This window comes from Streptomyces sp. BK208, from assembly GCF_004364245.1.
In the GTDB taxonomy this organism is placed as follows: domain Bacteria; phylum Actinomycetota; class Actinomycetes; order Streptomycetales; family Streptomycetaceae; genus Streptomyces.
This window is the reverse complement of the sequence record NZ_SOAV01000019.1, coordinates 1-17,189: the sequence shown is the minus strand read 5'-3', so window position 1 is coordinate 17,189 and position 17,189 is coordinate 1. Positions and strand designations below refer to the sequence as shown.

Here is a 17,189-nt window from a genome sequence, read left to right as displayed (position 1 = left end):
ACGGAGCCCCGGTGGGAGGCGGGGGCGGCCGTCACGCGCCGTCCCCGATCACGCGGACCCGGTGGTCGTAGGAGAAGACCAGGGCGGGTGCTTCGAGGTCGATGCGGTCGGTGGGGTCGCCGCGTTTGCCGGTGAGCGGGTCGGCGGGGTGCAGGACGACCTCGTCGACGAGTTCGACGCCGGGCACGCGCTGGAGCACGGCGAAGACCTCGCCGGTCTGCACGGGCCGTCCGAAGGGCCAGCCCTTGCCGTCGGCGCCGCCGGTGAGCGGGTCGAGGTGGCGGTAGAGGGCGTCGTGGGCCTGGCGGCGGACGCGGTCGGCGTCGACGCCGCGGAAGGCGTGGATGGTGGCGACGACGGTGACGCCCTGGTAGTAGGGCGGGCCGACGGACAGGCGGGTGCCGATGAGGCGGCGTTCGTCGAGGTGGCGGGTGATGCGGTGGAGGAGGGCGTCGCCGGGGACGAGCTGTTCGAAGCGCAGGCGTCCGCCGGGGTCGGGCACGGCCTGGGGGACGACGAGGACGCGGACGGCGTGGGCGCCGTATTCGTTCTCCTTGCCCTCCAGGCAGGTGATGCGGGCGGTCTCCGGCGCGGCGCGGCGGGCGAGTTCCTCGTAGTCGCGCAGGGTGACGGCGCGTTCCTGGGCGCGCAGGGTGATCGGCGCCCGGAGTTTGGCCTCCTCGACGGTCTCACCGTCGACGCCGCCGCGGGCGGCCTCGCGGTTGACGACCTCGGAGACGTACGGGATGGAGGTGCGCAGGACCTGGACGGCGCCCCGGGCGACGTTGCCGGCCCTGCCGCCGCCGGTGCGGTAGCGCAGGGCGCGGATGACGGCGCCCTTGGGCGGGACGGTGCCGTACTGGCGCAGGGTGCCGTCGGCCTCGCGGACGGCGGGGCCGAAGGAGATCTCGCCGGTGGCGGCGTCGAGGGTGATGTGGTGGTCGTCGGGGCGGGAGCCGGCGAAGTGGGGGACGACCTGCCAGTCCTGCCAGCCGTCGTCGTAGGCGGTCTGCAGGAGGACCGAGGGGTCGTCGGCGACGACGGGGGCGTGCTGGAGCCTCAGGCGCTGGCCGGGCAGGCCGGTGGACTCGCCGAGGGCCTCGTCGTGCACGGTCTCGGCGTGGACGGTGCCGGTGGTGCCGCCGATGGTGTAGGCCTCGGCGGAGCGGATGGTCGGTGAGGCGGTGTAGAAGGGCTGGCCGGGCAGGGCCTCGGTGACCCGGCAGCGGATCCAGCCAGCCTCGTGGCCGCCGTTGCGGGACAGGACGTGCCCGCCGGGTATGTGCAGCACGACGTCGCCGGGGCGGTTGAGGCCGCCGGTGCCGTCCCGGTCGACCTCGCAGGGCTGCCAGCCGTCCTCGGTCCAGGCCTCCCACACCATCGGCGGCTGCCGGGGGTCGACGCCGACGCCGTCGACGCGGCTGTCGAGTTCGAGGGCGAGCGCGCAGTGCGGGACGGCGTTGCTGAGGCCGATGAGCATGCAGTCGCCGGGGGCGGGGGCCTCGGCGAAGCACATCAGGTCCTTGCCCTCGGCGAGGTCCGTGGTCCGGTCGGTGACGGCTTCGCCGCTGTGCTGCACCACCAGGCGGCTCAGTTGGCACGGTACGACGGTCAGGTCGCCGACGGTGCTGAAGACGACGGCCTCGTCCCGTTCGGTGCGCAGGGTGGCGACCTCGGTGCCGACCGGGACCAGGATCGCGTCCTCCTGCGGGGCGGACAGCCAGAAGGTGACGTCGGTGCGGGCGGCGGACGGCGGGAAGAGCGTGATGCCGACCAGGTCGAGGAAGGCTAGGTGGTTCTTCTCCGGCACCCGGTTGAGGCGGTAGACGATCTGGTCGGCCATGTGGGCGACGGTCTCGACGAGGGTGACGCCGGGGTCGGAGACGTTGTGGTCGGTCCACTCCGGGGCGCGCTGCTGGATATAGCGCTTGGCGTCGTCGACGAACTGCTGGAAGCGGCGGTCGTCGAGGTTGGGGGAGGGCAGGGGCATCAGCGGTCGCTTTCGGGTGAGCCCGGGAGGCCGGCCGGACCGTCGGGGAGGTCGGGCTCGTCGTGGGACGGGATGACGTAGAACGGGAAGACGAGGCTGCGCGGGTTGTTGGTGCCGCGGATCGAGTAACGCACGTCGATGTAGAGGACGTTCTGGCCGGCGCCGGTGGTGACCTCGACGTCGTGGACCTCGATGCGCGGCTCCCAGCGGTCCAGGCTGACGTACACCTCGTGCTGGATGCGGCCTGCGGTCTGCTCGTTGACCGGGGCGAAGACCAGGTCGTGGATGGCGCAGCCGAACTCGGGCCGCATCGGCCGCTCGCCGGGGGCGGTGGCGAGGACGAGCCGCATGGCCTCCTCCACCTCCTGCTCGCCGCTGACGAGGGCGATCCCGCCGGTGGGTCCGATGCGCAACGGGAACGACCAGCCGGAGCCGACGAACTGTTCGGCCATCAGGGAGCCACCTGCCTTCTTCTCTCTTCGCGCCCCGTGCGTCGGTGCGGCTGCCGCCCGTTCACGCGGGGAGGGGGTACTTGACGGTGTTGACGAAGACGGCGCCCATGAGGTCGACCTTGATGGCCTTGATGTTCACGTTGGCCACGGAGGTGACCGAGACGAGTCCCGTGGCGGTGAGCGTCATGACACCGGTCGCGTTCATGAGGAGGGCCCCCGTCGCGCTGACGTTGACCGTGCCGGCCGTCGACTTGAGGTTGACCAGGCCGCGGCCCTGGAGGAGCAGCGGCCCGCCGCTCTTCACCGTCACCGACCGGCGTCCCTCCAGGGTGAGGTCCGTGCCCGCCTCCACCGACACCGAGCGGCTGCCGGTGATGCTGACCGTGCCCTTGCTGTCGACGGTGATCTCGGTCTTGGTGCGGTCGAGGTTGATGGTCAGCTTGTCGTTGCCGCTGGCGATGCGGACGCCCTGCTTGCGCCCGCCGGTCTGCTGGCTGAGCAGGTCGACGCGGTTGCCCTGGCGGTCGGAGAGGGTGTGCCGGACGGCCTTCTTCTTGAGGCCGTCGTGCAGGGGCACGTCCTTCACCTTGGTCGGCAGGTCCCGCCCGTTGTAGAGCCCGCCGATGACGAAGGGGTGGTCGAGGGCGCCCCGGTCGAAGGCGACGAGGACCTCGTCGCCGACGTCCATGGGGAAGACGCCGCCGCCGCCCTTGCCGCCCATCTGGACGCTGCGCGCCCAGTCGCTGACGTAGGTGTCGTCGAGCCAGGGGAACTGCAGCTTGACCCTGCCCTGTTTGAGGGGGTCCTGTACGTCGGTGACGATGGCGTTGGCGACGCTGGGCAGCCGGGCGGCGCTCGCCGGGTCCGTGCCGCCGCTGCCGCCGGAGGCCAGCCCGTACAGGGAGCGCCACTGGCGGCCGCTGACCGTGATCCAGGACTCGTAGGGGACGCCGTCGCCGAAGTGGTGGCGCACCGAGGTGACGGTGTACTTGCCCTCGAAGGGCTTGCCCACGTCGGAGAGGGCGACGGGGACGCCGGGCCGCAGGTCGGGGTGGCCGTAGGCGGCGACCTCCAGCTCGGCGAAGGAGGAGGTGACGTCGGCGGCGAGGGCCACCGCGGCGTTCTGGACCTCGTCCTGCTTGTCGTAGGGGTTGGCGGTCTCGACGAGCTTGCCGGGCTTGAACTTGCCCGCGGCCGTGCCGGGGGTCGAACCGATGCTGATGCCGGGGTCGGTGGTGGCCGGCGCGATCTCGGTGATCTTCTTCTTGGTGGTGACGTTCCAGCCGCGCGACTCGACCTTGCCGATCTGGTCGGCTGCGGTGACGGCGGCGCGCAGCCGCAGGATGTCGTGGCCCGCCTGGAGGACGAAGGCGCTCTTGTCGCCGTCCGTGCTCGGGGAGGGCGCACCCGCCGACGGCTTCGGGGTGACGAAGCGGAACTTCCCTTTGGCGTCCAGGTACATGACCATCTTGTTCTCGTCGGCCAGCCGCGCGAGGAAGTCCCAGTCGGTCACGTTGGACTGGCTGATGAAGCCGTAGGTGCCCTTGGTGGGCTGGATGCGGCCGATGGACACGCCGTCCATGGCGACGAGCTTGCGGGCGATGTCGGAGGCCTTCTGGTTGCGGTACGCGGCCACCCGGCGCTGGCGCATCAGGCGGTGCCCGTAGTCGTATCCGCGGATGACGGTGAAGCTGCCGGTGCCGTCGTAGTCGGCCTCCATGCCGGTGACCTCGCCCGTCAGCAGGGGCTTGCCGATGCCCTGCCCGTCGGCGATCGGGGTGATGACGACCCTGGTGCCGAACTGCACGCCCAGCTTGCCGAGGACGAGGTGGTAGGGGTCGCGGAAGGTGAGCCGGAACGCCGCCGGGACGTTCATGCCCTGGTCGACCCAGCCGTCGGTGAGCATCGGGGCGATGTCGTCGGGCAGCTTCGCGCCGCCGATCTTGACCTCGACGATGCTGGAGAACGCGGGACGCACCATCAGTGAGGCACCTCCTCGGCGGCCGGGAGCATCAGCTGGGTGCCGGTCGGCAGGTGGGACGGGTCGTCGATGCCGTTGGCCTCGGCGATCACGCGCCAGGCGTTGGCGTTGCCGTACTCGCTCCACGCCAGCGACTGGAGCGAGTCCCCGGCGACGACCCGGTGCACGCGCTGGGCGGTGAGGGCGCCGGAGGTCGGGTTCTGGCCCAGGGTCGGGCCGGGGATCTCCACCAGCGCCACCTGGCAGGTGGCGCGGATGGGGACGCCGGTGGTGCCGAAGAGCGTGTACTGCGTCTCGATGGAGGAGACGTACGCGGTGAAGCGCGCCGTGGAGAACGAGCCCCACTCGAAGACCACCCAGGGCGGCGACGGCTGCTTGGCGGCCAGGCTCTTGGCGGTCACCTCGCAGCACAGCAGCAGCGACTCGACCTTCTTCATCACGGTGTTGCCGTCGGGCTTCATCGAGGAGTCCAGGAAGATCTCCAGGGTCATCTCCCGCGGCTCGGCGCCCATGAACTGCGGCTTCACGGCCTCCCGCACGGCGGCCGTCGGGGTCGCCTTCCACTGGGTGCGCTGGCTGATGGACAGCTGCGCCGGGTTGAACTCGAAGGCGAACGTGCGGATCAGGGCACCGGGGGTGACGGTGGTGCCGGTGGGCGGCTCGTGGATGGCGAGGTTGGCGCGCACGAGGCTCTTGCTGGTGGCCATGGGTGTTCCTCTCTGCTCTGCGGCGCCGTCAGTCCGTGAACCCGTGGTGGGCGATCTCCAGCACCTCGTTGGCCACGGACAGGTTGCCGGGGTCGAGGCTGGGTCCCTGCCAGCTGACGGGCAGGACGTCGATCAGCCCCCAGCGGGCGACCAGCGACCCGTCCGCGCGCAGGGCGGAGATCTGCGCGGTGGGCCGCTTGATGCCGGTCTGCACGGACGAGATCCACTTGGCGACCTTCGCCGTGTCCGGGGTCAGCGGGCGGGTCAGCCGGATGTTGGAGAAGGTGACGCGGGTGGGCAGTTGCCACACGAAGCCGTTGTTGCCGCCCTCCTGGCGCTGTTCCACCTCCACCTGGGTCGACAGGCCCTCGCACCCGTTGAAGTAGCCGAGGCTCTCGCCGTCGATGGCGAGGCTGAACCAGATGGAGGAGCCCGGGTCCTGGCGGGTCATCGGGTCGGCCTTTCTGTCGGTGGCGGGTGACGGTGGCGGGCGGGTGCGGCGGTCGGGGCGAGCGGGTGCGGCCGGCGGGTCGGGCGGGGCCGGTCAGCGGGGGTCGCGCAGTCTGCCGATCCGTTCGCGGTCCATACGGAGTTCGGTGCGGACGAGGCGGGTGACGCGGCCGATGATCCGGTGCACCAGCTCGTCGAGCTGGAAGTCGGTGAGTTGCCGCGGGTCGAAGCCGCCGGCCGGGACCGCCGTGTACCCGGGCAGTTCGTCGTCCGCCCCCGAGGACGGCTGCCCGGTGCTCGCCGCGTACGACGGCGGGTTGCCGGACGGACCGGACTCGTACGGCGGCGGCGGTTCGCCGGGCCCGTGTTGGGAGCCATGCGAGGACGGCGCGGAGTGGGACGAGGGGGCCCGGAAGCGGGTGAGGGTGTCGGCGACGGCGGCCGCGGCGCTCGCGGCCAGGGCGCTGGTGCTCCGCCCCGCCCGGCTGCCGCGGCCGAACACCCGCTGGACGGGCAGCGCCGAGGCGTCGCCGGACGCGGTGGGGGCGGAGTCCCCGGCGGGCGGTGCCGGTGCCGTCGTCGCGCCGACGGGGAGCGCAGGGTGGGACGCCGGTGCCGCGGGCGGCGTGAGGGGAGCCACCGGGAGGGGTGCGCCGGCGGCCCCGGGGGGAGCGGGCCGGCGCAGGGGCACCACCTTCGCGGCGGCGCGCTGGACGGGGGGCGGCTTGGGCCCGCCGCCCGGGGTCGGAAGGAACGGCGGCGTGAAGGGCGGCAGGGAGGCCGTCACGGGCGCGCCGGCGGGTGCGCCCGTCCGGGGCGTCGGGACGGACACCGGGAGAGGGGAAGGGGCGGCCGGGGAAGGGGCCGTGGCCAGGAAGGGCGGCGTGGCCGTGAAGGGCGGCACGGCCGAGGAGGACGCCGCGGGGCTCGTCGTGGGCGGGGCCGGCGGGACGGGGACCGGCGGGTTCGGGACGGCCGGCGCGGTGGCCCGCTGGACGGGCGGGGCCGTACGGGACTCGGTGGGCGCCGGGCCGGGGGCCGCCGCCGGGCGGGGCAGGACCGGCGGTGCGGTGTCGGCCGGGGGCAGGGGGGCGCCGAGCGCGGAGGTGCGGCGCGTGGGCTGCACGGGCGGTGCCGTCGGGGAGGGGGCGGCCGGGCGTACGGGGGCGGCCGGTCCGGAGGAGGTGGGGGCACCGAGTCCCGGGCGGCGCGCGGCGGTACTGCGCTGTACCGGGTGGGCGGGCGCGGACGGGCCGCCGGTCCCGGGGCGGGGGGTGCCCGTCCGGCCGGTCGCCGACTGGTCCGCCCCCGCCTGGCCGGTGCGCGCGTGGTCGCTCTGCGGTCGGGAGGGCGGTACGGCGGGGGCCGGGCCGGAGGGCGCCGGGCCGGAGGGTGTCCCGGTCCCGGTCGGGGTGGCCGGGCCTTCGGCCGACCGCTGGACGGCGGGCGTCGAGGGCGTCGAGGGCGTCGTGTGCGTGGCGCCGTGCGGTGCGCGCGCCGGGGCGGGGGCGGGCGTGCCGGGAACGCCGGCCGACCGGTCCACGGTGCGCTGGACGGGGGGCGTGGGAGTGGCGGGAGGCACCGCGGCGGACGTGCGGTGGGACACCGGCGGGGGCGTACCGCCGGAGGCCGGTGACGTCCGCGTCTGCGTCGGCTCCGGCCGCGAGGGGGTCGCCGCCCGGCGCTGGACCGAGGGCTGGGCGCCGGTCGGAGTACCGGGCCGGCCGGTGGGCGCCGAGGGGCGGTTCGCGGGCCGGGCGGGGAGCACCGCGTCGCCCGAGACCGGGGGTGGGGTGACGTGGGCGACCGCCCGCTGCACCGGCGCGGTCGGAGTGCTCGGCGCCGGGCCGTCGGCCGGGGCTCCGGCGGGGGACGCCGACGAGCGGGCCGGAGGTGCGTCGCCGGTGCGCTCGGTGCGTTCGGTGCGCTGGACCGGGGACGCGGCCCGGGAGGCTCCGGCGGCAGGCGTCGGTGCCGGTGCCGGTGCCGGTGCCGGTGCCGGAGACGACGAGGACGCGGGCGCCGGGGACGGTGCCGCGGGACCGCGCGCCGCTCGCTGCACCGGGAGGTCGGACGCCGCGCTTCCGGTGGCCGGGGCGGACGGGTTCCCGAGGGCCGGTGCGGGTGCGGGTGCGGCTGCCGGGGCGGTGCGGGGAGGCGTGCTGGACCCCGGGGTGGTTCCGGAGTCGGGCCCGGCGGCGGAGACGGCGCGCTGCACGGGGAGTTCGCCCGCGGCGTCGGCCGGTGCGGCGCCGGACCGGGGCACGGCTCGCTGGGCCGGGGCCGGGGCCGGGGCCGGGGCCGGGGCCGAGCCGGGGGCGGGGTTGCGGGAGGCCGTGTCGCCGTCGGCGCCGGAGCGCGAGACAGGGGGCCCGAGGCCCGCCCGGGGCCGCGTCGCCCGCTGGACCGGCGGCCCGGGTGGCGCGGAGTCCGGCGCGGTCGGGCGGCGTTCACCCGAAGGGGCGGGTTGCGCGGCAGGCGCGGAGGAGGTCCGGGCCGTCGACGCGGGACCGGACGGCGGGGTCGCGGCACGCCGGGCGGCCGGGTCGGAGGCGGCCGGTGTGCCGCTGCCGGACTCGTGTGCGCTTCGCTGCACCGGCGTACCGGACGACGAGGAGGCGGGACGGTTCCGCACCGGTGCGGATGCGGGTGCGGGTGCGGTACCGGGCTCGTCCGCGGCTCGCTGCCCGGACGTTCCGGAGGGCGGCGTGGGGCGGTTCTGCGCGGCAGCGGCAGCGGCAGCGGCAGCGGAGGCGGGGGCGGAGGGCGCGGCGGTGGGGCCGGGCCGGCGCGCGGCCCGCTGGACCGGCGTTGCGGACGGCGACGTGCCGCGGTCCTGAGCCGGGTCCGGTGTCGCGGCGGCCGAGCCGGGCTCGTGGGCGGTCCGCTGCACCGGCGTACCGGACGGCGACGTGCCGCGGCCCTGAGCGGCAGCGGAGGCGGAGGGCGCGGCGGTGGGGCCGGGCCGGCGCGCGGCCCGCTGGACCGGCGTTGCGGACGGCGACGTGCCGCGGTCCTGAGCCGGGTCCGGTGCCGCGGCGGCGGGGCCGGGCTCGCGTGCGGCTCGCCGCACCGGCGTTCCGGGCACCGACGGAGTGCCTTCGCGTGCCGGGGGCGGGGTCACCGGGACGGCGCCGCCGCCGGACTCGCGCAGAGCCCGCTGCACCGGCAAGGCGGACGGCGTGTCCGACGCCGCACCCGGTGCCGTACGGCCGTCCTGTGCGGGCGCCTCGGCGTCGGCGGGCCGGGGCGTGGCTCGCCGCGCCGGGACGTCACTGCTCGCGCCGGTGCCCGGCAGAGGGCCGGAACCGTCCCCCGGTGCCGGGGTGTTCGCGCCCGGCGCCGCCGTCGTACCGGCGGCGGCCGCGCGCTGGACGGGCGGGACGGACGGGGCCGGCGCGTCGGCGGTCGCCGGGGGCCGGTGCTCCTGACGCGGGGCACGCTGCACCGGAGCGGCGGGAGGGCCCGCTCGGTCGCCGTCCGTCGACGTCGGTGCCGTGCCGGAGGACTCCGGCGGGGAGTCGGTGGTCCGGCGGCTCGCGGGCAGGGAGCGGCGCTGCACGGCCGACGCCCCGGACGGGGCCCTGGTCAGGGCCTGCCGCGGCTGGGGCGTGGCGGGCGGTACCGGCGTCACCCGGACCCCGCGCGCGGACCGGGAAGGCGTGCTCGCCGGGGCGCCGGACGACGACGACGGCGCCGCTCCGGCGGAGCGTGCCGCCCGCTGGACCGTGGGCGTGGACGCCGACGGCGGGGTCGGCGCGGGCGCCGACGCGCCTCTGCGCGTCCCGGGCGCACGCGGCGGCGCACCCGAGGCGGAGGTCCGCGCGGGTGCCATGGAACCGGTGGAAGGGCCGGGGGCGCCGGGCTCGGCGGAGTCCGCAGGTATCGCGCGCAGCGGCGCGACCGGCATCCGCTGCACCGGCGGGGTGCCGCGCGGCGGGGACAGCGGTGTGGACGCCGTCCGGCGGTCCGGCGCGTCGAAGGCGCCCGACAGCAGGCTGTCGCCGGCCGCCGGGTTCAGTACGGCGGGGGACGGCGCCCTCGTGAACGACGGGTTCTGCCACGTCGGAAGGCGGCCGCCGAAGCCGGCGTCCGCCACTCCCGTACGTGCCGCGCCCGTCGCCCGCTGGATCGGCGGCAGACCCGTCCAGGCGGCGACGGCCACGGGCACCGGGCTCCCGCCCGTACCCGAGTCCGGAACGCCGCCCGGGCCCGAGGCGGCGGCCGGAGCCCCACCCGGCCCGGAAAGCGCGCCCGGATCCGATTCCGGGGACCCCGGGCCCGCGGCCGGGCCGGAACCCGACCCCGCGGCCGGGCCCGGGAGCCGGCCGGCCGGCGCGGCCCCGTTCTCCTCGCCGCCGTCCCGACGGCTCCGCAGCCGGTCCAGGAATCCCACCGATCAGCCCTCCGACGTGCCACGCGTCACGAGGGACGCGATCTGGTCCGTGTACCGGCGGCGGTCCTGGTGTTCCAGGTCCAGGATCGCCTCCAGGCTCCAGTGGAAGTGGTAGGCGACGTACGCGATCTCCTCGTGCAGCCGGTCGGTCGCGTACGTCACGATTCCCCCAGGCGGCTCCCGCCGAGTTCCACCTCGAAGGCCTCCGAGCAGTGCGGGCAGGCGACGGCCGCGCGGGTGTGCCCCTCCGCGTTGATCTGGCGGTAGAAGTCCTGGAGGAACGCCAGGTCGGAGGCGAACATGTTCTCCACGATGCCGTCGTGCACCGAGGGCAGCGTGCCCAGCCGGGTGATGACCCGGCCGAGCAGGACCACCGACAGGTACGCCGGGTTCTCCTGCACCCGCACGTCGCGCAGCGGGATCAGCTCGTCCCGGGCCGTCGACAGGCGCATCACACCGTCCCGGTGGACGGTGCCCGCGTCGTCGACGTACCCGCGCGGCAGCTCGAAGGGGAACTCGGTCCGCAACTCCCGCCGCGGCGCCGCCTCGACGGGGGGCGCCGGAGGCCCGGCGGGCGTGTCCGCCGGTGCGGCGGCGGGAGCCGAACGGGGGAAGTCCGCTCCCGCCGCCGCGGTCTGGGGTGCCGCCGCGGGTGCCTTGGCAGCCGTGCGCCGCATTACTCGATGACCAGTTCTTCGAACACGATGGTGACGGTCTCGGTCAGCGCGGAGGCCTCGCCCGCCTTCACCGGGCTCATGTCCAGCTTGCTGCACCAGGCGTTGCGCAGGTTGTACCGCTTGACCGGGTTGTCCTCGTAGTCCATCACGATGATCGAGGCGTTCTTGCGGGCGGAGGACATCCGGCCCTCCAGCGAGTCGTTGATCCACTGGGTGAACGCGGACGACTGCGTCATACCGCGGACGACGGTGCAGGACCCGTCCTTCGCGGAGCCCGGCATCACGGCGATCTCGAGCTTGCCGGTCGCGCCGTTGTTCTGCGGGTACTTGATGACGTCCTGCTCGAGGGTGATGCCGTTGACCTCGGAGAGGTACTCGATCATCACACCGTCGATCTGCAGACCGAAATTGTGTGAAGTGAGGGAGTCACCCGGGTTGAGACTCATGTGTTCGCTGTCCTTCTGACGCTGCTTGACGTTGGCGTGCGGGGCGGCCGCTCCGGGCGGCGCGCGGGAGCCGTGCGGAGGCGGCGGGCGCGGGGCCCGCTACTCCTCCAGCTCCCCGCCGCCGCTGGAGAACTGGGCCAGCCGGAAGATCACGAACTCGGCGGGCTTGACCGGTGCGATGCCGATCTCGCACACGACGCGGCCGAGGTCCACCGACTCCGGCGGGTTGGTCTCCTCGTCGCACTTGACGTAGTACGCCTCGGAGGGGCTCTGGCCGAACAGGGCTCCGCTGCGCCACTCGTTGACCAGGAACGCGGAGATGTTGCGGCGGATGCGGGCCCAGAGGTTGTGGTCGTTCGGCTCGAACACCACCCACTGGGTGCCGATCAGGATCGACTCCTCCAGGTAGTTGAAGTACCGGCGGATGTTCAGGTAGCGCCACGCCGGGTCGGAGGAGAGGGTGCGCGCGCCCCAGACGCGGATGCCGCGGCCGGGGAAGGAGCGGATGCAGTTGACGCCGATCGGGTTGAGCAGGTCCTGCTCGCCGCGGGTGATCTGCAGCTCCAGGTCCACGGCGCCGCGGACGACCTCGTTGGCGGGGGCCTTGTGCACGCCGCGCTCGGCGTCGTTGCGGGCCCAGATGCCGGCGACGTGGCCGCTCGGCGGGACCAGGCGGGACTGGCCGGTGGCCGGGTCGAAGGACTTGATCCAGGGGTAGTACAGGGCCGCGTACTTGGAGTCGTAACCGGCGGTCTCCTGGCGCCAGACGCGGATCTGACGGGCGTTCTGGCTGGGCGGCGGGTCGATGATGGCGACGCGGTCGCCCATCAGCTCGCAGTGGGCTATGAGGCCGAGCTGGACGGCCTTGACGGCCTCCAGGTCGATCGCGCCGCGCTGGTAGGCGGCCATCAGGTCGGGCACCGCGACCATGGAGATCTCGTCGATCGCCTCCAGGCCGCCGAAGCCGGTGCGGTCCGAGGAGTCGCCGATGTACTGGGTCGGGCCGGCCTGCGCGCTCTCGGCCTGCCCGGCCGGGACGGCGGGGGCGGCGGCCGGCGGCGCGGGCAGCGCCACGGTCTGGTTCTCCGGCCGGACCAGCTGCGCGGCCGGCGCGGCCTCGGTCACGGTGATGAGCTTGGAGCGCTCCTTGACCTGGGTGACGACGTAGGAGCGGTTGCCCTTCTTGGCGCTCACGTCGAAGGTCTCGACCGGCTTGTCGCCGTCCTTGACGATCAGCTTGAAGCGCTCGGCCGGGCCCTCGCCCTCGGGGTCGGCGACCTCGACGGTCAGCGGGCCGCTCTGGCCGGCGGCGGTGGCCGTCACGGCGAACGTGCCGAGCTGCCGGGGCTCGGCGGCGGGCAGCGCGGCCTTGGCGGGCGCGCCGGTGACGGCGGCGGGGGCGGAGGTGCCGTTCGCGTCGTCGCCGGCGTCCTCGGCCGAGCCGCCGACCCGGACGACGTAGGCGGCGGAGCCGCCGTTGTTGAAGAACCCGTAGACGGAGTGCGCGAGGTAGTACCCGCCGGTGAAGTCACCGAAGGCCGCGACGTACTGCGTCCAGTTGGTCACGAGCGTGGGCTCGTTCAGCGGCCCGGTCGGAGCGAGACCGACGAAGGCCGCCACCGACGTGCCCACTCCCTCGATCGGGCGCGAGCCGCTGGCCACCTCCTCGACGTAGACGCCGGGTGACAGGTAGGACGGCATGCTCTGCTCTCCTCGGGGTACGAGACAAGACGCCCCTCAGCCTCACGCGCGCGTTGCCGTCGGCGAAACGTCCCCGGGTGCCGGGGCGGGGGCATCTTCCCTGCCCCCGGTCGTGCCCGTAGGGGCAGACTCCCGGCCCTTCCGGCGCCTTTCCCCGGTGGACCCCTGGTGGACGCCTGGCGTTTCTGCTTCACATCGTGTGTCGAGTGTCAGTTCGCCAGAATGTCATCTTGCGATCACGCCCCGTTCCGGGGTGCGCCGTCCCGCCGCACCGGGGCGCCGCCCCACGCGGGCGGGGGACGGTGACGGCGCGTCAGGAGGGGTTGTCCGTGTCGGACCGCTTGCACGCATCGCAGACCCGCCGCACGGATGCCGTCCCGGCGGCGCGGCTCCGCTCCCGGTCACCGCAGGGGCCGCTGGGCGCGTGGCAGACCCAGGCGGGGAACCGGGCCGTCGCTTCGGCGATCCGGGGCGGAGCGGGTACGGCCGTCCAGCGCGCCTCCGGTACGGCGCAGCTCCCCGCGACCACCTCGTCGTCGGCGGACGACCTGCGGATCATCCCGGTGACGGAGACCGCGGGCACGGGCGGCGGGACGGGCCGGGAAGAGGCCGCGACGACCGAGCGGCGGGCGGCCGTGGACGAGGTGGCGGCGCAGAAGGCGAACGTCGCGGCCGCGTCACTGGCACGCGCCGGGGCCGAGGCCGAGGTGTGGAAGTCGTCCGGTGAGGTGGTCGAGTCGCGCAGGAAGGCGGCGGCGGCCCGGGGCGAGGCGGAGCGGCTCACGGAGGAGGCCGAGAGCGCGGAACGCGGGCGGACGACGTCGCTGGAGGCGGCGCACCACCACACCGAGGCGGCCGGCAGGGCGTCGGGGGACCGGCGGGCGGCCGAGGGCAGGGCCCGGACGCACCAGGAGACCGAGGTGGAGAAACGCTCGGCGGCCGACGAGGCCCGCGCCCGGGAGCAGGAGTTCACCCGGCAGGCCGAGGCGGCGGAGCGGGAGCGCGGGCTCGCCGCGGCCAGGGTGGCCGAGTTCACCGAGAAGGCCGAGGAGGCCAGGAAGAAGCAGAAGGCCGCCGAAGCCAGGGTGGCCGAGCTGACGAGGCAGGCCGAGGAGGCCGGCCGCGAGCAGAAGGCCGCCGAGGCCGCGGCGAAGGCGAAGGCGGGGGCCGAGGACCAGGCACTGCAGCAGGCCGCCAGGGCCGAGGCCGAGGCGGAGGCCGAGGGCGAGGTCGCGAAGAGCGTGGCGAAGTGGGCCGAGCAGGCGGCCCGCGCACTGCGGCAGGCGGGGGACGCCGAACGGGAGGCCCGTGAGCGGGGCGAGGAGGCCACGGGCGCCGACGCGTCGCGGTCGGAGGCCGAGCGCGAGGCGGAGGACTGGGCCGAGACCCGCAGGACGGCGCAGGAGCAGGCGGAGAAGGCCAGGGACCTGGCAGCGCTGCGGGACAAGGAGGCCGACGCCGCGGCGAAGGAGCGCGGCGAGGCCGAACACGAGGCGGCGGAACACCGGAAGACCGCGGCCGAGGCGCTGAAGAAGGCCGAGAAGGCCCGGGGCGACGCGGAGACGTACGCGCGGACCGCGACGGAGCTGCGGCAGCAGGCCGAGTCGGCCCGCGCGCTGGAGCTGGAGCAGGCGGGCATCGCGGCCGGCGCACAGCGGAGCGCGGCGGGCGCGGCCCGGACGCAGGCGGCCCGGGGGACGGAGCAGACCGGGGCGACCGCGGCGCTGACCGCGGCGAAGGCGGCCAGGGAGGCGGAGCAGAAGGCCGCGGACGAGAAGGCGGCCGAGGCCGCGAAGAAGAGCACGCAGGAGGCAGCGAAGAAGAGCGCGGCCGAGGCCGGAGGGAAGAGCACGGCACAGGCCGCCGGGCCGACCGACGAGGCCGGGCCGGCCGACGCCTCCGGAGCGGGCACGGCCCTGCGCAAGGGCGCCGATCGCGTCGTGAAGGGCGCCGAGCGTGCGGCCAACGGGGTCGGGCACGCGGCCAAGAAGGTCGCGGCCAAGGTCAAGCCGTGGGTCGACGGCCCCGACACGGCGATCCTCCGCGGCAGCGCGCCGCCCGGCGGAGTGCTGCGGGCGGAGGCGTCGAAGACCGGGGACACCGGGCGGCTGCACGGCACCGTGCTGCAGCAGAACGCCGAGAACCCGGTCAACCTCATCAGCGACGCCACCGGCGCCGTGAACGACGTGGCGGCGCTCAAGGACGCGGCCGGCAAACGCCATGAATCGGGACCCGCCTCCCACGCGCACCGCAAGAACTGGGTGGGCAAGCCCCTGGGTCTGACGACGAACTCCCTCATGACCGTCAACGACGCCGTGAAGATCACCGACAACAGCATCAGGACCGCCAAGGACATGGCGGGAGTGGCGGCGCTCGGGGACGCCGGCGGCGCCCTCACCATGACGTTCTCCACCCTGATCGCCGCCCGCGACGTGAAGGTCCTCAAGGACACCCATGCCCGGCGCAAGGAGCTGAAGGAGCACTTCAAGGGGGTGGTCGCGAAGCGCGACCGCAAGCTCCAGGACGTACTGAACGAGCTGGGGACGGCCAGCGACCGGCTGGCGCAGGGATCGGTCACCCTGGCAGCCGCTCCGGCCGGCGCCGACGCGGAGGCCCTGCGGGCGGTCGGGGACGAACGTGCCCGCATCGAGGGACTCAGGCAGGAACTGATGGGGCACCTGGCCGCCGCACGGGACTACGCGGTGGACAAGAAGAAGAGGAAACTCCGGCACCGCGCCACCAACCTGGGCGGCAACGTCGCGCGCACCGCCGCCGGCAGCCTGGCGATCGCGGCCGCCGCCGGGGCGGTCTCCGGAGGGATCGCGCCGGCTGTGGCGGGCGGCGCGACGGCGGCGGCCCTGGGCGGACTCGCCGTCAAGAAGGCCGTGAAGAAGGGCAGGAAGCGCTACACCTCGGTACGGGAACCCGAGAGGTACGCCCGTACCACCCTGCCGCAGGAAGGGACGCCGGATCCCGAGGCGCCCGTGATGTCCAAGGACGGGCAGGGCGGCAGGAAGCGCGACGCGTGGAAGGAGGCGTTCATGGTGACGCACTCCATCAAGCAGGGGAAGCGGCAGCTCAGGGCCCAGGAGATCTACGCGCTCGCGGCCGGCCCGGCCGTCCCGGCGAGCAGGAACGTGCCCGATGACGTGCGGGAGGAGACGCGCGCCTTCCTCAAGTCCCTCAAGTGCGGTCCGGACAAGCACAACCAGTCCGAGGACGAGTGGCTGGCGTCGCTCAACGACCCCGAGAAGCAGACGGAATGGGAAGAGGCGATCGCCAAACAGCTCGCCTCGGTCTGAGCGCTCCCCGCCGGGTCGGGGGCGACGCCGCCGTGCTGCCCCCGGCGTTGCCCTCACGGACCTGTCGGCGGCGGGGACGCTCCGGTAAGGCTGGTGGCCGGACGTCCGGCGTCGAAGGGAGCAGGGTGCGCGCGCACGAGGAAGCCACCGAGCAGAAGGCCGTGCGGGGTGCTCGGGCTCCGCACCGGGCCGTGACCGCGCCCACCACCGCGGTGAGCGGCGGACCGATGAGCCCCGCGACGGTCCTGGCCCTCCAGGGTTCCGCGGGCAACAACGCCGTCCAGCGCGTCATCGGCCGGGACACGCACCAGCACGGCGCCGGGTGCGGGCACGACGGGATCGACGACCGGAGCCCGGAGGGGCAGAGCCAGTTGCTGGCCGCCGCGCAGAACACGCCCAGCTCGCCGCTCCCCGGGTCCTTCCTCGCCAAGGCGACGACGTTCTACCAGAACCCCAACCTCGCCCACGCGCGCGTGCACGCCGACCCCGTCGCCCAGCGCGCGACGGCGGCCATGGGCGCCGAGGCCATGACGATCGGCATGGACGTGTACCTCGGTCCGTCCGCCATCGGCAACGAGGGGATCCTCGCCCACGAGGCCAGCCACCTCGACAAGAACAGCAGGGGCATCACGGAGACGGGCAGCCGGAGCGGTGCCGGCGGCCCCGCCGTCACGGACCCCGGGCAGGGCTCCGAGGTCGCGGCGGTGAACGACTCGGCGGCCTTCAAGGCCGGGCACGAGGTCGCCCCGTCCGTCGCCGTCCAGAGAGCGGCCGCGGACCACGAGGACGACACGGAGTAGAACGGTACGGATCCGATGAGCCTGTGGACTTCCCTGGAGCCCGCGTCCGCGACCGTGGACCCCGGCAGCAGTACCCGGGTGCGCCTGAGGGTGCGCAATACCGGTGACGTGGTGGACGAGTACCGGTTCGAGCCGGTCGGGGACATCGCGCCCTGGACGACGGTGGAGCCGCAGACCCTGCGGCTGTATCCGGGGACGACCGGCACCGTGGAGCTGACCTTCGCCCCGCCGCGCACGCCGGACGCGACGGCGGGCCCCAACCCGTACGCGGTGCGGATCACCCCGAC

At 74.9% G+C, this 17,189-nt stretch carries 14 protein-coding genes and 1 pseudogene; 5 read left to right on the top strand and 10 right to left on the bottom strand.

Features of this window, described 5'->3' with window-relative positions:
• Nucleotides 1-31: 31 nt before the first annotated feature.
• The 6 genes from EV562_RS33540 to EV562_RS33515 form a co-directional block, all read right to left on the bottom strand.
• Nucleotides 32-1,990, bottom strand: coding sequence for a putative baseplate assembly protein (locus EV562_RS33540; protein ID WP_133890647.1), 1,959 nt, complete (start codon nt 1,988-1,990; stop codon nt 32-34).
• The gene (locus tag EV562_RS33535; RefSeq protein WP_133890646.1) at nt 1,990-2,442 is read right to left on the bottom strand and encodes a GPW/gp25 family protein; all 453 of its coding nucleotides are present in this window, start codon (nt 2,440-2,442) and stop codon (nt 1,990-1,992) included. The genes EV562_RS33540 and EV562_RS33535 overlap by 1 nt, the downstream gene beginning before the upstream one ends.
• A 61-nt stretch (nt 2,443-2,503) precedes the next feature.
• Nucleotides 2,504-4,423: a VgrG-related protein gene (locus EV562_RS33530; RefSeq protein ID WP_133890645.1), complete on the bottom strand. Its 1,920-nt coding sequence runs from the start codon at nt 4,421-4,423 to the stop codon at nt 2,504-2,506.
• Nucleotides 4,423-5,130 carry a LysM peptidoglycan-binding domain-containing protein gene (locus EV562_RS33525; protein ID WP_133890644.1) on the bottom strand — a complete coding sequence of 236 codons (708 nt, stop codon included), beginning with the start codon at nt 5,128-5,130 and terminating at the stop codon, nt 4,423-4,425. The genes EV562_RS33530 and EV562_RS33525 overlap by 1 nt, the downstream gene beginning before the upstream one ends.
• A 28-nt stretch (nt 5,131-5,158) precedes the next feature.
• Entirely contained in the window at nt 5,159-5,581 is a 423-nt protein-coding gene (locus tag EV562_RS33520) for a phage tail protein (protein WP_102927666.1), read from the bottom strand.
• Nucleotides 5,582-5,674: 93 nt separating this feature from the next.
• Nucleotides 5,675-6,412: a hypothetical protein gene (locus tag EV562_RS33515; protein WP_133890643.1), complete on the bottom strand. Its 738-nt coding sequence runs from the start codon at nt 6,410-6,412 to the stop codon at nt 5,675-5,677.
• 34 nt (nt 6,413-6,446) lie between these two features.
• On the opposite strand from EV562_RS33515, the gene EV562_RS33510 reads away from it, so the two are divergent.
• Together EV562_RS33510 and EV562_RS33505 are read left to right on the top strand one after the other, a co-directional pair.
• Nucleotides 6,447-8,420 carry a hypothetical protein gene (locus EV562_RS33510; protein WP_133890642.1) on the top strand — a complete coding sequence of 658 codons (1,974 nt, stop codon included), beginning with the start codon at nt 6,447-6,449 and terminating at the stop codon, nt 8,418-8,420.
• Nucleotides 8,421-8,762: 342 nt separating this feature from the next.
• Nucleotides 8,763-9,011 carry a hypothetical protein gene (locus tag EV562_RS33505; protein WP_133890641.1) on the top strand — a complete coding sequence of 83 codons (249 nt, stop codon included), beginning with the start codon at nt 8,763-8,765 and terminating at the stop codon, nt 9,009-9,011.
• 968 nt (nt 9,012-9,979) lie between these two features.
• Here EV562_RS33505 and EV562_RS35245 read toward each other — a convergent pair.
• From EV562_RS35245 to EV562_RS33490, 4 genes are all read right to left on the bottom strand, one after another.
• The gene (locus EV562_RS35245; protein ID WP_166662126.1) at nt 9,980-10,138 is read right to left on the bottom strand and encodes a DUF6760 family protein; all 159 of its coding nucleotides are present in this window, start codon (nt 10,136-10,138) and stop codon (nt 9,980-9,982) included.
• On the bottom strand, nt 10,135-10,653 hold the full coding sequence (locus tag EV562_RS33500) for a hypothetical protein (protein WP_133890640.1): 519 nt from the start codon (nt 10,651-10,653) through the stop codon (nt 10,135-10,137). Before EV562_RS33500 ends, EV562_RS35245 begins: the two co-directional genes overlap by 4 nt.
• Nucleotides 10,653-11,099 carry a phage tail protein gene (locus EV562_RS33495; RefSeq protein ID WP_030405220.1) on the bottom strand — a complete coding sequence of 149 codons (447 nt, stop codon included), beginning with the start codon at nt 11,097-11,099 and terminating at the stop codon, nt 10,653-10,655. Before EV562_RS33495 ends, EV562_RS33500 begins: the two co-directional genes overlap by 1 nt.
• A gap of 99 nt (nt 11,100-11,198) precedes the next feature.
• Complete coding sequence (locus tag EV562_RS33490; RefSeq protein WP_133890639.1) at nt 11,199-12,800, bottom strand: phage tail sheath subtilisin-like domain-containing protein; 1,602 nt, start codon at nt 12,798-12,800, stop codon at nt 11,199-11,201.
• Between the two features lie 329 nt (nt 12,801-13,129).
• On the opposite strand from EV562_RS33490, the gene EV562_RS33485 reads away from it, so the two are divergent.
• From EV562_RS33485 to EV562_RS33475, 3 genes and pseudogenes are all read left to right on the top strand, one after another.
• Nucleotides 13,130-16,102, top strand: coding sequence for a hypothetical protein (locus EV562_RS33485; RefSeq protein WP_208298479.1), 2,973 nt, complete (start codon nt 13,130-13,132; stop codon nt 16,100-16,102).
• Between the two features lie 125 nt (nt 16,103-16,227).
• Entirely contained in the window at nt 16,228-16,902 is a 675-nt protein-coding gene (locus tag EV562_RS33480) for a DUF4157 domain-containing protein (RefSeq protein WP_133890638.1), read from the top strand.
• A 15-nt stretch (nt 16,903-16,917) separates the two neighbouring features.
• Nucleotides 16,918-17,189 (top strand): annotated as a pseudogene (locus EV562_RS33475) (peptidoglycan-binding protein); the annotation flags it as partial.